Origin of the sequence: Streptomyces sp. NPDC007929, from assembly GCF_042959065.1 — a bacterium.
Taxonomy (GTDB): domain Bacteria; phylum Actinomycetota; class Actinomycetes; order Streptomycetales; family Streptomycetaceae; genus Streptomyces.
Window position 1 is genome coordinate 303,211 of sequence record NZ_JBIBKD010000010.1, and the last position, 13,595, is coordinate 316,805.

General features: G+C 72.7%; 13 protein-coding genes. 11 read left to right on the plus strand and 2 right to left on the minus strand.

All coding sequences use genetic code 11. The features are described from left to right. The first annotated feature begins 1 nt into the window (after nt 1). From ACFZDE_RS31450 to ACFZDE_RS31475, 6 genes are all read left to right on the plus strand, one after another. On the plus strand, nt 2-958 hold the full coding sequence (locus tag ACFZDE_RS31450; protein ID WP_391205653.1) for an alpha/beta hydrolase-fold protein: 957 nt from the start codon (nt 2-4) through the stop codon (nt 956-958). A gap of 122 nt (nt 959-1,080) precedes the next feature. Continuing rightward, complete coding sequence (locus ACFZDE_RS31455; protein WP_391205656.1) at nt 1,081-2,301, plus strand: helix-turn-helix domain-containing protein; 1,221 nt, start codon at nt 1,081-1,083, stop codon at nt 2,299-2,301. A gap of 143 nt (nt 2,302-2,444) precedes the next feature. Continuing rightward, nucleotides 2,445-3,086: a cutinase family protein gene (locus tag ACFZDE_RS31460; protein ID WP_391205659.1), complete on the plus strand. Its 642-nt coding sequence runs from the start codon at nt 2,445-2,447 to the stop codon at nt 3,084-3,086. A 305-nt stretch (nt 3,087-3,391) separates the two neighbouring features. Further along, the gene (locus tag ACFZDE_RS31465) at nt 3,392-3,622 is read left to right on the plus strand and encodes a hypothetical protein (protein ID WP_185011238.1); all 231 of its coding nucleotides are present in this window, start codon (nt 3,392-3,394) and stop codon (nt 3,620-3,622) included. Between the two features lie 97 nt (nt 3,623-3,719). Beyond that, nucleotides 3,720-4,130 (plus strand): VOC family protein, encoded by a 411-nt coding sequence (locus tag ACFZDE_RS31470; RefSeq protein WP_391001297.1) that lies wholly within the window; start codon nt 3,720-3,722, stop codon nt 4,128-4,130. Between the two features lie 325 nt (nt 4,131-4,455). Beyond that, nucleotides 4,456-5,460 carry a substrate-binding domain-containing protein gene (locus tag ACFZDE_RS31475; RefSeq protein WP_391205662.1) on the plus strand — a complete coding sequence of 335 codons (1,005 nt, stop codon included), beginning with the start codon at nt 4,456-4,458 and terminating at the stop codon, nt 5,458-5,460. Nucleotides 5,461-5,574: 114 nt separating this feature from the next. Here ACFZDE_RS31475 and ACFZDE_RS31480 read toward each other — a convergent pair whose 3' ends face one another. Then, nucleotides 5,575-6,573, minus strand: a complete 999-nt coding sequence (locus ACFZDE_RS31480) for a substrate-binding domain-containing protein (protein ID WP_391001292.1) — start codon at nt 6,571-6,573, stop codon at nt 5,575-5,577. A gap of 251 nt (nt 6,574-6,824) precedes the next feature. On the opposite strand from ACFZDE_RS31480, the gene ACFZDE_RS31485 reads away from it, so the two are divergent. Genes ACFZDE_RS31485 through ACFZDE_RS31500 form a run of 4 tightly spaced genes read left to right on the plus strand, consistent with a single transcriptional unit; the run spans nt 6,825 to nt 11,095 of the window. Beyond that, on the plus strand, nt 6,825-8,249 hold the full coding sequence (locus ACFZDE_RS31485; RefSeq protein ID WP_391205665.1) for a sugar porter family MFS transporter: 1,425 nt from the start codon (nt 6,825-6,827) through the stop codon (nt 8,247-8,249). Nucleotides 8,250-8,274: 25 nt separating this feature from the next. Further along, nucleotides 8,275-9,294, plus strand: a complete 1,020-nt coding sequence (locus ACFZDE_RS31490) for a Gfo/Idh/MocA family oxidoreductase (protein WP_391205668.1) — start codon at nt 8,275-8,277, stop codon at nt 9,292-9,294. Then, nucleotides 9,291-10,160: a TIM barrel protein gene (locus ACFZDE_RS31495; protein WP_391001284.1), complete on the plus strand. Its 870-nt coding sequence runs from the start codon at nt 9,291-9,293 to the stop codon at nt 10,158-10,160. The genes ACFZDE_RS31490 and ACFZDE_RS31495 overlap by 4 nt, the downstream gene beginning before the upstream one ends. Nucleotides 10,161-10,219: 59 nt before the next feature. Then, complete coding sequence (locus ACFZDE_RS31500; RefSeq protein WP_391205671.1) at nt 10,220-11,095, plus strand: Gfo/Idh/MocA family oxidoreductase; 876 nt, start codon at nt 10,220-10,222, stop codon at nt 11,093-11,095. 68 nt (nt 11,096-11,163) lie between these two features. Here the strand turns inward: ACFZDE_RS31500 and ACFZDE_RS31505 are convergent, their stop codons facing one another. Beyond that, the gene (locus ACFZDE_RS31505; RefSeq protein ID WP_391205674.1) at nt 11,164-12,057 is read right to left on the minus strand and encodes a GNAT family N-acetyltransferase; all 894 of its coding nucleotides are present in this window, start codon (nt 12,055-12,057) and stop codon (nt 11,164-11,166) included. A gap of 302 nt (nt 12,058-12,359) precedes the next feature. Here ACFZDE_RS31505 and ACFZDE_RS31510 point away from each other — a divergent pair, with 302 nt between their 5' ends. Then, nucleotides 12,360-13,469 (plus strand): SpoIIE family protein phosphatase, encoded by a 1,110-nt coding sequence (locus tag ACFZDE_RS31510; protein WP_391205676.1) that lies wholly within the window; start codon nt 12,360-12,362, stop codon nt 13,467-13,469. The last annotated feature ends 126 nt before the right edge of the window (nt 13,470-13,595 follow it).

Genomic DNA, 13,595 nt, shown 5'->3' on the forward strand with positions numbered 1-13,595 from the left:
CATGTCCCATGTGCCGCCGCAGCAGCCCGCCGCCGGAGTGTCCCGGCGCACCGTCGCCAGAGCGACGGCCGCCGCCGGTCTCGCCGCCCTGCTCGGGGCCGCCGCCGGCACGAGCCCGGCAAGGGCGGCCACCCGGCTCGGCCCGCGCACGCTGGACGTGTCCGTGCCGTCGGCCGCGCTCGGCCGCAGCGCGCCGGTCCGGCTGATCCTGCCGTCGGACTTCGGGACGCACCCGGACAAGACGTACCCGGTGCTGTACCTGCTGCACGGCGCGCACGACGACTACACCTCCTGGACCCGGGAGACGGACATCGAGGCATTCACCGCCGGCCGTGACCTCATCGTGGCGATGCCGGACGCCGGACCCACCGGCATCCCGAGCGCCTGGCGGGGCGGCCCCGACTACGAGACGTTCCAGCTGAAGGAGGTGCCGGCGCTGCTCGCCCGGGACTACCGGGCCTCCGGCACCCGGGCGATCGCCGGGGTGTCCACCGGCGGCTACGGGGCCATGGCCCACGCGGCCCGCCACCCCGGGGCGTTCACCGCGGCGGCCTCCTACAGCGGCGTCCTCGACACCACCGCCCCCGGTGTTCCCGCCATCGTGAACGCGATCGTGGCCCGCGAGAACCTGCCGGCCGCGTCCCTCTGGGGACATCCGGTGTTCAACCTTCTGACCTGGCGGGACTTCAACCCGCGCGCCCGCGCCGGTGGGCTGCGCGGCACTGCCCTGTACGTGTCACAGGGCAGCGGGGTGGGCGGCGGCGGTGATCCACTGCCCGGGATCCTGGAGAGCGCCCTGTGGCCCTCGGCCCAGGGCTTCGCCCGCACGCTGGCCCTGCTGGGAATCCCCGCCACCACCCACTTCTACGGGGGCGGAGGGCACGACTGGGCGCACTGGAAGCCGGAGTTCACCGCCTCGTGGCCGGTCCTCGCCCGTGCGCTGGGGGTGCCCGAGTGACGGAGGCGCCGTCGGGGCACGGAACGGAACGCAGGGGTCGTCCGTCCCACACAGGACTCCCCACGCGTCCCCCAGGCGACGGCCCGCGGGTGAGCCGCTTCCGGTCGAAAGGAGTGTCCGTGATGGCTGTGCCCACCCCGCACGGCGTGCCGGACCGCCCCGCCGCGCCGCAGTTCCCCCCTGAGCTGGCCAAGGTGCTGCGCGCCGATCTGGCGGCCGTCGCCGACGAGGTGGAGGAGGAGGTCCGCCGCCAGGTCCCCGAGTACGCCCGGCCCGCCGACGGCACCTACCGCGAGAACCTGCGGTCCGGGGTGGTGCAGGCGCTGACCCTGTTCGTCGACCACATCGCCGACCCGCGCGACGACGGCGGCGCGATCTCGGCGACGTACTACGAACTCGGGCGCGGCGAGGCCCTGGAGGGCCGCAGCCTGGACGCGCTGCAGTCCGCGCTGCGGGTCGGCGGGATGTGCGCCTGGCGGCAGATGGGCCGTACGGCGGAGGAACTGGGGCTGGACTCCACGGTGGTGGCCGGGCTCGGGGAGCTGGCGTTCCGGACCGTGCACGAGGTCGCCCAGGCGGCCGCTTCCGGGTACGCCGAGGCCCGGCTGCGCAGCTCCGACGAACTGGAGCGGCGCCGCAAACGCCTGCTGGACCTGCTCCTGGAGGACGGGCCGGTGGCCCCGGCGGCCGTGCAGGACCTGGCGCACGGCGCGCGCTGGCCGGTGCCGCGGACGGTCGCCGTGGTGGCGCTCGCGGCGGCGCCGGACCGGCGGGAGGAGGAGCGGCCGCTGGCGGCGGCGGGCGCGCTGGTGGACATGGGGTCCCGCCCGCCGCGCATGCTGGTGCCCGACCCGGACGGCTCCGGTGGCATCACAGGCCGGGCGTTCACGCTCGCGCTGCGCGGCCGGCCCGCCGCGATCGGCCCGACGGTCGCGGTCGCCGAAGCCGCGCAGTCACTGCGCCTCGCCACCCGGGCGCTCGGTCTGATGGGGCGTGGAGTCCTGCCCCGCCAGGGCGTGGTGCGCTGCGACGAGCACTTGGCGACGCTGCTGCTGTACGGGGACGAGCCGCTGCTGGAGCGCCTGAAGGACCAGGCCCTGGCGCCCCTTGACACGGTCTCGGCGGGGCAGCGCGACCGGCTCGCCGAGACACTGCTGGCCTGGCTGCTCAGCGGCAGCAATGTGCCGGATGTCGCCGTGCGGCTGCACATCCACCCGCAGACGGTCCGCTACCGCCTGCGCCAGCTGGAGAAGCTGTTCGGCGACGCCCTGCACGACCCGGCGACCCGCCTCGACCTCATGCTCGCGTTGCGCGCGGAATCACTGCACACACCGCAGAACTGACTTCCGGAGCTTACGCATACGGCGACAAAAACCCGCCGGGTTTCCATAATCCCGTCCATAACAGCAGGCGGGAGAAAGCCCATACGTTCGGGGCGTCCTTTTTCGCAGGCGCTGAACGCGCCTTTCCACGCGGAGGATCCCCCATGCGTATCCGTATGTGCCTCGCGGCGCTCTGTCTGGCCGGCGGGGCCGGGCTCACCGGTCTCCCGGCTCCCCCGGCCCTGGCCGCGGCCTGCTCGGACGTGGAGGTCGTCGCGGCCCGCGGCACCTTCGAGCCGGGCACGCTCGGCTTCATCGTCGGCGACCCGGTGTATTCCGCCCTGCGCAAGACGGCGGCGGGCAAGAATCTGTCCAGCTACAAGGTGAATTATCCCGCCGACCTCTCCCCCACGTCCGCGGCCCAGGGAAATCTGGATCTGGTGAACCATGTGAAGAGCCAGGCAGCCGCCTGCCCGAATCAGAAGTTCGTTCTCGTCGGCTATTCGCAGGGCGCGAACGTCGTCGACAACTCGATCGGCATCAGCAGCGCCGGTGCGGTGGTCGGCAGCCCGATCGTGGCCACCCTGCCCGCCGCGGTCGAGCCGAAGGTCGCCGCGGTGCTGCTGTTCGGCAACCCGATCCGGGCGCTCGGCAAGAGCGTCACCGGCGCCTACCAGAGCCGCACCCTCGACCTGTGCGCCGAGGGCGATCCCGTGTGCGAGAACGGCGGGGGTGACGTCGGGGCGCACCTGAGCTACCGGGACGACGCCGAGGAGGCGGCCGCGTTCGCGGCGGGCCGGCTCTGATCCCGCCCGGCACGCAGGGGCCCGGGAGGACTCCCTCCCGGGCTCCGGCCGGCCGTCGTTCTGCGCGAGCGCGGCGTCCGCGACCAGCTGGGCCGGGACGTACTGCTCGGTGAAGTCCAGCGGCCGCTCGGCAAGACGCCGTGCGGCCGGTCCGGGATGGCCTTGTACTGATGACGACTCAGCTTCCCGGTGGCGGGTTGTCACCGGCGCACAGCACGCCCGTTCTCCGGCGCCCGAGGGGGTTCCGTACCGCTTCTGGACGTCACCGAGCTGCGGTCCGGCCGTTTCGGGAGCATGGTGGGGCTATGGACGGTCAACCCCCTGTGGTCGTGCAGCCGCCCGCGACGGACGGCGGACGGCTGGTGACCATCCGCGGCGAGCGTATGGGCGTCGCCTACAGCCTCTTCGACGTGCTGGACCTGTTGCACCGCGAGGGCCTGCCCACGGCCGACACGGCCGTCGACGACACCGAGCTGATCGAGTGGCAGGGCGGCGGCCCGTACGACTGGAACAGCGGGGCGTCCGACGAGGCGTGAGCCCGCGAGGTGGTTGGCGACACCACCGCGAGCCGTTGTCAGTGCCTGACGATACGCTGCGCGAAAACTACTCTTTGCCCCCGTCTGGGAGGTTTTCATGGCCACGCGCCTCAATCCGTACCTCAATTTCAACGGCGACGCCCGGCAGGCGATGGAGTTCTACAAGGAGGTCTTCGGCGGCACGCTGGACCTCAACAGCTTCGGAGACCTCGGGCAGCCGGACGCCCCGAACGCCGACAAGATCATGCACGGCATGCTGGAGACCCCCAGCGGCTTCACCCTGATGGGCGCCGACAACCCGCCGGGCATGGAGTCCGAGCAGGGTGGCTCCTACTCCGTGAGCCTGAGCGGCGACGACGACGCCGAGCTGCGGGGCTACTGGGAGAAGCTCTCCGCGGGCGGCTCGGTGGCGGTGCCGCTGGAGAAGCAGATGTGGGGCGACGTGTTCGGCATGTGCACCGACCGCTTCGGCGTCCCCTGGATGGTCAACATCAGCACACAGAGCTGAACAGCGAGGCCCGACGGTCCCGGACCGTCCGCCGAGGGGCCGCCCGTGCACACCACTCTCCACCGGTGCGCACGGGCGGCCCCCTGTCGTGACGCCACGCCTTTGTTGGTACGTCCTGACAAACCTGTTGACATCCCCTCGGGGCCGCCGCATAGTACCTGCCACTAGAGCGCGCTAGTGGCGCGCTCCAGTCGCTCGTACACGGGGTCCGCACCCAGGACCGCCGCACCACCCATGACCGCCGCCGCCCCGGGCGCCCACCCACCGCCCGCCTCCCGGACCGGGCGCGGCCCCCTCGTCCCAGCACAGTGAGGTGCATTCCGACATGCGCAGACACCACAGAGCCGCCGCCCTGACCACCGCCGTCACCGTGGGCGCCCTGCTCGCCGCGGGCTGTTCCAGCGGCTCCGGCGGGAAGAAGTCCGAGGCCGGCGGCACCGACGCCGCCGCGGGCAAGGCCACCACCCCGCGAATGACCGTCGCCCTGATCACCCACGCGGCACCGGGTGACACCTTCTGGGACCTGATCCGCAAGGGCGCCCAGGCCGCCGCGGCGAAGGACAACATCAAGCTCGTCTACTCCAGTGACCCCGTCGCCGGGAACCAGGCCAACCTCGTGCAGAACGCCATCGACCAGAAGGTCGACGGCATCGCCCTCACCGCCGCCAAGCCCGACGCCATGAAGGGCGTCGTGGCGAAGGCCAAGGCGGCCGGCATACCCGTGGTCGGCTTCAACTCCGGCCTGGACAACTGGAAGGAGCTCGGCATGCTCGAGTACTTCGGCCAGGACGAGAACATCGCGGGGCAGGCGTTCGGCGAGCGCCTCAACCAGCAGGGCGCCGAGCACGCCGTCTGCGTCATCCAGGAGCAGGGCCAGGTCGCCCTGGAGGCCCGCTGCGCCGGACTGAAGAAGGGCTTCAAGGGCACGACGGAGAACCTGTACGTCAACGGCGCGGACAAGCCCTCGGTGAACTCGACGCTGACCGCCAAGCTCCAGAAGGACTCCTCCATCGACCAGGTGGTCACGCTCGGCGCGCCGATCGCCCTGACCGCCGTGCAGTCGGTGAAGGACTCCGGCAGCAAGGCGAAGGTCGCCACGTTCGACCTCAACAAGGAGCTCGTCGACGCCGTGCGGGGCGGCAGCGTCGAGTTCGCCGTCGACCAGCAGCCCTACCTTCAGGGCTACCTGGCCGTGGACGCGCTGTGGCTGTACAAGACCAACGGCAACGTCAGCGGCGGCGGCACCGCGCCCGTACTCACCGGACCGGCGTTCGTCACGAAGGAGAACGTCGACAGCGTCGCCGCGTTCGCCGCGAAGGGCACGCGCTGACGCGACCGGGCGGCACGGGCACCCACATCGAGCCCTGTACCGGCTCCCGCGGGACCCGCCCCCTCGTCAGGCCGGCCCCAGGCTCCTACGGGACCCGCCCCCTCGTCAGGCCGGTCACGGCTCCCGCGGGACCGGGCCGCTCGTCCCCCGCACCACGAGCTTGGGGTCCAGGACCGCCTCCCGCGGCTCCGGTTCCCCCTTCTCCAGCCGCTCGACGGCGAAGCGGACGGCGTGCTCGGCCATCAGGGCGGCGTCCTGGCGGACGGTGGTGAGACCGATCGGCATCAGGTGGGAGAGGTGGCTGTCGTCGTAGCCGACGACGGACAGGTCGCGCGGGACCTCCACGCCCGCCCGGGTCAGGGCCATCAACAGGCCCATCGCGCAGCGGTCGTTGCCGGCGAGGACCGCCGTCGGCAACGGCTGCCCGCCGTCCCGTTCGGCCAGCAGCAGGCGGCCGGTCTCGATACCGGACTCCTCGGTGTGGCGGCCGGGGATCACCCGTGCCTCGGTCTCCAGGCCGTGGCGGCGCATCGCGGCCCGGTAGGCACGCCGCCGCTCGGCCGAGCCGGGGCCGCGTCCGCCGTCGATGTGCACGATGCGGCGATGGCCCAGTTCCACGAGGTGGTCCATGGCCTGCCGGACGCCCTTGCCCTCGGCCGTGTGCACGAAGTCCACCCGGGCCCGGGGCACCCGGCGGCTGACCGAGACGGCGACCGTGCGCTGTCCGAGTTCGTCCAGGTAGGCGGACTCGGCGTCCGGGCCGAGCAGGATCACCGCCTCGCAGCGGTGGCTGAGCAGCGCCTCGACCGCCTTGGCCTCGCTGCGGCCCCCGGTCGCGCCGGAGAGCAGCACGTCGTAGCCGAGCCGTTCCGCCTCGGGGTAGATGCCGGTGATGAGGTCGGTGTGGAAGGTCTGCTGCACGGTGAACATGACACCGAGCGTGCGGCTGCGGCCGCGGGCCAGCAGGCGGGCCGCGCTGTCGGGCCGGTAGCCGATCTCGTCGGCCACGCGCAGGACCCGCTCCCGGGTCTCCCGGCCGGCTCCGGCCTGGTTGCGGAAGACGATCGAGACGAGCGCACGGGAGACGCCCGCCTTCTCGGCGACGTCCGCCATCGTGGGGCGCTGCCTGCCCGAAGCATCCACTTGTGAACCCACCCTCCGACGCCGCACACCTTACGGGGTGTCCCGGACCGGACCTCGCGCCAGGATCCTGCGAACTCCCGGCGTCCGGCTATTGACATGACATTTGGACAGGGGTCATCGTACTCGAACTAGAGCGCGCTAGTAGAGCGCGACAGCGCAGACTCGGCCGGCCGCGGCCTGTCGGGTACCCGGCGCCCGAACGTCGACAGGTAAGGAGCACCATGGAGGTAAGGGACGGTGCGACACCGGCCGCCACGACCGGGACGGATGCCGCCCCGGCGGCGGTCTCCCGGCGGCTGCGGATCATCACGGTCATCGCCACGTTCGGGGGTCTGCTCTTCGGCTACGACACGGGTGTCATCAACGGCGCGCTGCCCTACATGACCGAGGACCTCGGCCTGACCCCGGTCACCGAGGGCATGGTCACCAGCTCGCTGCTGCTGGGTGCCGCGCTGGGCGCGGTGACCGGCGGCCGGCTGTCGGACGCGCGCGGCAGGCGGCGCGCCATCCTGCTGCTGGCCGTGCTGTTCTTCATCGGTGCCCTGGGCTGCACGCTCGCCCCGACGACCGCCGTGATGATCGTGGCGCGGTTCGTGCTCGGTCTCGCGGTCGGCGGTGCCTCGGTGACCGTGCCGTTGTACCTCGCGGAGGTGTCGCCCGCCGAGCGGCGCGGCGCCCTCGTCACCCGCAACGAGCTGATGATCGTCAGCGGTCAGCTGCTGGCCTTCACCTTCAACGCGATCATCGCTCGGCTCGGCGGCGAGTCCGGCGGTGTGTGGCGGTGGATGCTGGTCATCGCGACGCTGCCGGCCGTGGTGCTGTGGTTCGGCATGCTGGTGATGCCCGAGAGCCCGCGCTGGCTGGCCTCGCAGAGCCGATTCGGCGAGGCGCTCGCCGTCCTCGGGCAGGTGCGCTCGCGCGCCCGGGCCGAGGCCGAGCTGAAGGAGGTCTCCGCGCTCGCCGTCAAGGACGAGCAGGCGAGGCTCGGTGGCTGGCAGGACCTCAGGAGCACGCCCTGGGTGCGCAAGCTGATGTTCGTCGGCTTCGGCATCGCGATCGTGCAGCAGATCACCGGCGTGAACACGATCATGTACTACGGCACGCAGATCCTCACCGACGCCGGTTTCGCCGCCGACAGCGCGCTGACGGCGAACATCGCCAACGGCGTGATCTCGGTGCTGGCCACCTTCGTCGGCATCTGGCTCCTGGGCCGGGTACCGCGCCGCCCGATGCTGATGACCGGCCAGGTCGGCACGACACTCGCGCTGTTGCTGATCGGCGTCTTCTCGCTGGTGCTGCCCTCCGGGGACCCCCGGGCCTTCGCGGTGCTCGCGATGACGGTCACCTTCCTCGCCTTCCAGCAGGGCGCGATCTCGCCGGTGACCTGGCTGATGCTGTCGGAGATCTTCCCGATGCGGATGCGCGGCTTCGGCATGGGGGTGGCGGCCGTGGTGCTGTGGCTGACCAACTTCGTGATCGGTCTTGTCTTCCCGTCCCTGGTCTCCGGGATCGGGATCTCCAGCACGTTCTTCCTGTTCGTGGCGGCGGGCGTGCTGTCCCTCGCCTTCGTGCAGCGCTACGTCCCCGAGACCAAGGGCCGCACGCTCGAGACCCTCGAGGCCGAGCTGCGGGCGCGCTTTTCCTGACCATCCTCCTCCTAGGAGTCTCAGCATGACCGTACGAGTAGGCGTCATCGGCGCCGGAATGATCGGCCAGGACCACGTCCGGCGGCTCACCGAGGTCGTCACGGGTGCCGCTGTCACGGCCGTGGCCGACGTGGACGCGGGGCGGGCCGCCGAGGTGGCGGCCAGGGCCGGTGCCACCGCGCTGCCCACGGCCGCGGACCTGGTCGCCTCCCCCGACGTGGACGCCGTCCTCGTCACGTCCTGGGGCCCCACCCACGCCGAGCACGTCCTCGCCGCGATCGCCGCCGGCAAGCCGGTGTTCTGCGAGAAGCCGCTGGCCACGACCGCCGAGGACTGTCTGCGGATCGTCGAGGCCGAGCGGGCGCACGGCCGCCGGCTGGTGCAGGTCGGCTTCATGCGGCGCTTCGACGCCGGTTACCGGCAGATGAAGGAGGTGCTGGCGACCGGTTCCCTGGGTGCTCCGCTGCTCGTGCACTGCGCCCACCGCAACCCGACCGTGCCGGAGTCGTACCACTCCGCCATGGCCGCCCAGGACACGGCCGTGCACGAGATCGACGTGCTGCGCTGGCTGCTCGACGACGAGATCGTCTCCGCCCAGGTGGTCACCCCGCGCGCCACGAGCAGGCGGTTCGCGCACCTGAAGGACCCTCAGATCATGATCTTCGAGACGGTCTCGGGCGTCCGGATCGACGTGGAGGTCTTCGTCAACTGCCAGTACGGCTACGACATCCAGTGCGAGGTCGTCGGCGAGGACGGCCTGGTCCGGCTGCCCGACCCGGCGACCGTCGGCATCCGCACCGCGGCCCGGCACGGCACGGAGGTGCCGCAGGACTGGAAGGACCGGTTCGCGCAGGCCTTCGACACCGAGTTCCGCGAATGGGTGGCCTGCGTCGCGGACGGCAGCGAGCCCACCGGCCCGTCCTCCTGGGACGGCTACGCCGCCACCGTCATCACCGATGCCGCCGTCCGCTCCCTGGAGTCGGGCGGCGAGACCGTCACCACCGACATGAAGCCCCGGCCCGCGTTCTACGGAGGAACCGCGTGAAGATCGCCCTCGACCCGTACATGTTCCGCGCCCTGCCCATCGACGAGATGGTGCGCACGGTCGCCGAACTGGGCTATGAGTACATCGAGTTGTCGCCGCGCGACGACTTCATGCCGTTCTTCCTGCATCCGCGGGCGGACGCCACGCGGGTGGCGGAGCTGAAGAACGCGTTGCGCACGCACGGGGTCCGGCTGTCCTCCGTGCTCCCGCTGTACAAGTGGTCTTCCCCCGACGAGACCGAGCGGCAGGCCGCCGTCCGCTACTGGAAGCGGATGATCGAGATCACCGCCGACCTCGAATGCCCGCTGATGAACTCGGAGTTCAACGGCCGCCCCGAGCGCGCCGCCGAGAGCGAGGCGGCGTTCTGGCGCTCGCTGGAGGAGCTGCTGCCGGTCTTCGAGCGCGAGGGCATCGCCCTGAACCTGGAGGCCCACCCGGACGACTTCTGCGAGGAGAACGCCCCGGCCGTCGATCTCGTCCGCGCGATCGACAAGCCGTGGGTGAACTACCTGTACTGCGCGCCGCACACGTTCCACCTCTCGGGCCCCTCGGAGACCGGCGCGGACATCGCGCGGATGATGCGCTACGCCGGCGACAAGCTCCAGCACGTGCACATCGCGGACTCCTTCAACCACAAGGGTTCCAGCGGTCTGCGCTACATCCTCAACCCGCCGGGCACCCCGGCCCGGATCCACCAGCACCTCGACATCGGCCAGGGCGAGGTCGACTGGGACGCGTTCTTCGGCACCCTGCGCGAGCTGGGCTTCGACGGGGTCGCCACGGCGTGTGTCTTCGCCTGGGAGGAGCGGGCCCGGGAGTCGTCGGCGTTCATGCTGGACCGCATCCGCAAGGAACTGGCCTCCTGAGACCGTCGCCCGGCGGGTGTGGCACGCTCGTCGTTCCGACAGCGTGGAGAGGCGGCGGCATGCGCATAGGACTGCTCGGTACCGGACCCTGGGCGCAGCTGGCCCACGCACCCGCGTTGAGCGGGCACGAGGAGCTGGACTTCGCGGGCGTGTGGGGCCGTCGCCCGGAAGCCGCCAAGGAGCTGGCGGAGCGGCACGGTGTCCGCGCCTACGACGACGTCGACGAGCTGTTCGCCGACGTGGACGCGGTCGCGGTGGCGCTGCCGCCCGAGGTGCAGGCCGCACTCGCCGTCCGGGCGGCGCGGGCCGGGTGCCATCTGCTGCTCGACAAGCCGCTCGCGCCGACGCCCGCCGAGGGGCGGGCCGTGGTCGAGGCCGCCGCGGCGGCCGGGGTCGCCTCGGTCGTGTTCTTCACGGCCCGCTTCCAGCCCGAACCGGCGGCGTGGATCGCCGAGCAGGCGGCGGTGCCGGGCTGGTTCACGGGCCGGGCGGAATGGCTCGGGGCGGTCTTCACCAGCGAGAGCCCCTTCGCGACGCCGTGGCGGCGGGAGAAGGGCGCCCTGTGGGACGTCGGCCCGCACGCCCTGTCCGTGCTGCTGCCGGTCCTCGGCGACGTGCGTCGCGTGACGGCGGCGGCGTACGGCCCCGGCGACACGGCGCATGTCGTCCTCGACCACGCCGGTGGCGCGTCGAGCAGCCTCACCCTGAGCCTGACGGCACCGCCCGCCGCGGCCGGTGCGGCCGTTCAGCTTCGGGGAGAGGCCGGGGTCGCGGCGCTGCCGGACAGCTCCGAGGGGGCGGTGCCCGCGTTGCGGCGGGCGGCGAACGCGCTGCTCGCCGCCGCCCGCACCGGCCGCCCGCACGCCTGTGACGCGGCGTTCGGCCTGAGGGTGACGGAGATCCTCACGGCGGCCCAGGAGTTGCTGAACGACTGAGCGCGACGCGACGGCCCCGGCCCGCGTGGTCCCGTTCGGCCGGGGCGCGTTCGCACGCGGTCCGGTTCCTACACCGCCGGAGGGACGAAGTTGATCCGTTCCTTCACCACCGGGTAGCCGGCCTTGGCGAAGTTCGCCGCCATGGGGACGTTGCCCCGGTCGGTGGCCGCGGCGATGAACTCGGCCCCCTGCTCGACGAGGAAGTGGGTGCACTCGGCGAGGAGGTCGTAGGCGTAGCCGTGTCCGCGGTGCTCCGGCAGGACGCCGATGAAGCCGATGCAGGGGCCGGACGGGTTGTGGGCCGGGATGTGGATGCCGGCCAGGTCGCCCTGCGCCGTGTACGCGAGCTGCCACCACTCGCGCGGTGACGGGCACCAGTGGAAGAAGTCGAGTTCTTCTTGGGCCGCCTGGTCGATCCCGCCCTGCTCGATGGCCTTGAGCGCGTGGGCGTCCAGGGTGGCGGAGTGGATGCGGCGCAGCGCGTCGAAGAACACGGCGTCGTCGTCTTCGGCGCGGAATTCCATGCGCCCGGGCCGCTCGGGCCGGGCGTGCTCGGGGGTCCAGCGGTACTGGAGGCGTTCGACGAGGAGGTCGTAGCCGGCCTTGCGGGCGGCGGTGGCCACGGTGTCGGCGGCGCCGCGCAGCGCAGGGTCGTCGCGCCAGCCGGTGGGCAGGTTCAGCTCCAGCTCGACCTGCCAGGGTGCGGAGCGCAGGAGCGCGGCGCCCGCCTCCTCCTCGCCCTCGGCGACGTCGAACCAGTTGATGTTGACGGGTTCGGTGTCGTCGGGGCCGCCCCACCAGGCGCCGCGGGCGACGACCCGGCCGTCGCGCAGGGCCACCCGCTTCCACTCGGGGCGGTGCCGGGTCGTGCGGTGGCCCGCACGGGCGCCCAGCGGGTCGGGCAGGGTGTCGAAGAGTCCGGCGTCGCTCGGGTCGAGCGCGCGGATGACCACATCGGTCATGGGATGTCCTTCCGGGACGCGTGGTGCTCGGAGCGCTCCCGGTGGGTCAGTTGCGGCACGCCGGGACATCGGGGAGGGAGCGCGAGATCGGTGTGAACAGCACGGCTCTGCCCTCCTTCCGCTGGTCTCGGGGCGTGGCGCGCCACACGCTAGCGATCTTCCGACGGACCGTCCACCGGTTTTCGCGCGGCTCCCACCCGGGCATGCGGCGGACGCCGACGGGGCTCTCAGCGACGTCCGAACAGCCCGCCGCGGTGGGGGCCCGGCGTGCGGCGGACGAGCGGGCGTAGCAGCGTGGTGGTGTGAGCAGTGTGCGCGGCCTCCCGGCGCGCCGGGACCCGTACCGGCGGGGCTGGCTGCGGGGCGCGGCGCCGCCCCTGTGGGCCCGGGTGCTGCCGTCGGCGCTGCTGGTGGCCGTCTGCCTGGCGGAGCTGATCAGCCCGGAGCCGCTGGACATCGGGTTCCTGCTGGGCGCCATCCCGCCGCTGGCGGTGCTGGCCCACGGCCCGGTGGCGACGGCGGTGCTCGGCGCGCTGGTGGTGGTCGTGCTGACCGTGCCGGTCTTCAGCCTCGACGATCCGGGCAGTACCGATCTGCTGACCGTGTGCTTCGTCTCGGCGCTGAGCGTGCTGCTGTCGTACGTCCGCTCACGGCGGGACGCGCAGCTGGTCACCGAGCGGACCGTCGCGGAGGTCGCGCAGCGGGCCGTCGTGCCGCCGCTGCCGGAGCGGGTCGGGCCGGTGCGGTGTGCGGGGCTGTACCGGGCGGCGCAGCGCGGGACGCTGGTCGGCGGCGACTTCTTCGACGTACGGGCGGGCCCCTACGGCGTGCGGGCGGTGATGGGCGATGTGCAGGGGCACGGGCTGTCGGCCGTGGCCACGGTCGCCTCGCTGCTGGGGGCGTTCCGGGAGGCGGTGCTGGACCAGCCGGATCCGGAGGCGGTGGCGGCCCGGCTCGACCGGAGGCTGGCGGTGGACTCGGCGGACGATCCGCACGCGGAGTTGTTCGCCACGGCGGTGCTGCTCGACTTCTCCGCCGACGCCCGGGTCGTGCGGATCGTGGCGTGCGGGCAGGCCGGGCCGCTGCTGCTGCGGGACGGCAACGCCGTCGAGCTGGACGTCGAGCCGTGTACGCCGCTCGGTCTCGGACTCGCCGAGGCCGTGCCGCCCCGGGTCGTGTCGGTGCCGCTGAGGGCGGGTGACCGGCTCTTCCTGGCCTCCGACGGGGTCACCGAGGCCAGGGACGCGGGCGGGGTGTTCTACCCGCTGGCCGAGCGGCTGCCCGGCCTCGCCGTCGAGGACCCGGTGGCGCTGGCCGAACGGGTGTGGGCCGACCTCGTGCGGCACTGCCCCGACGTGCAGGACGACGTCACGATGCTGGTGCTCGCGCCGCGTCCGGCCGAGGGGCACTGACGACAGCGGCCGGCGGGGGGGGCGGCGGGGGGGGGGGGGGGCCGCCGCGCGCCCCCCCCCCCCCCCGCCGGCGCCGCATCGCGCGCCTGGCGCGTGAACCCGCGCCTCGCCGAGCGCAAGACGCAC

What these genes read in the sequence shown, in the direction of transcription:
- ACFZDE_RS31450 (WP_391205653.1), top strand. Translation starts at nt 2, where the DNA reads ATGTCCCATGTGCCGCCGCAGCAGCCCGCCGCCGGAGTGTCCCGGCGC.
- ACFZDE_RS31500 (WP_391205671.1), top strand. Translation starts at nt 10,220, where the DNA reads ATGCGCATAGGACTGCTCGGTACCGGACCCTGGGCGCAGCTGGCCCAC.
- ACFZDE_RS31480 (WP_391001292.1), bottom strand. Translation starts at nt 6,573, where the DNA reads ATGGCGGACGTCGCCGAGAAGGCGGGCGTCTCCCGTGCGCTCGTCTCG.
- ACFZDE_RS31475 (WP_391205662.1), top strand. Translation starts at nt 4,456, where the DNA reads ATGCGCAGACACCACAGAGCCGCCGCCCTGACCACCGCCGTCACCGTG.
- ACFZDE_RS31470 (WP_391001297.1), top strand. Translation starts at nt 3,720, where the DNA reads ATGGCCACGCGCCTCAATCCGTACCTCAATTTCAACGGCGACGCCCGG.
- ACFZDE_RS31460 (WP_391205659.1), top strand. Translation starts at nt 2,445, where the DNA reads ATGCGTATCCGTATGTGCCTCGCGGCGCTCTGTCTGGCCGGCGGGGCC.
- ACFZDE_RS31465 (WP_185011238.1), top strand. Translation starts at nt 3,392, where the DNA reads ATGGACGGTCAACCCCCTGTGGTCGTGCAGCCGCCCGCGACGGACGGC.
- ACFZDE_RS31485 (WP_391205665.1), top strand. Translation starts at nt 6,825, where the DNA reads ATGGAGGTAAGGGACGGTGCGACACCGGCCGCCACGACCGGGACGGAT.
- ACFZDE_RS31490 (WP_391205668.1), top strand. Translation starts at nt 8,275, where the DNA reads ATGACCGTACGAGTAGGCGTCATCGGCGCCGGAATGATCGGCCAGGAC.
- ACFZDE_RS31505 (WP_391205674.1), bottom strand. Translation starts at nt 12,057, where the DNA reads ATGACCGATGTGGTCATCCGCGCGCTCGACCCGAGCGACGCCGGACTC.
- ACFZDE_RS31455 (WP_391205656.1), top strand. Translation starts at nt 1,081, where the DNA reads ATGGCTGTGCCCACCCCGCACGGCGTGCCGGACCGCCCCGCCGCGCCG.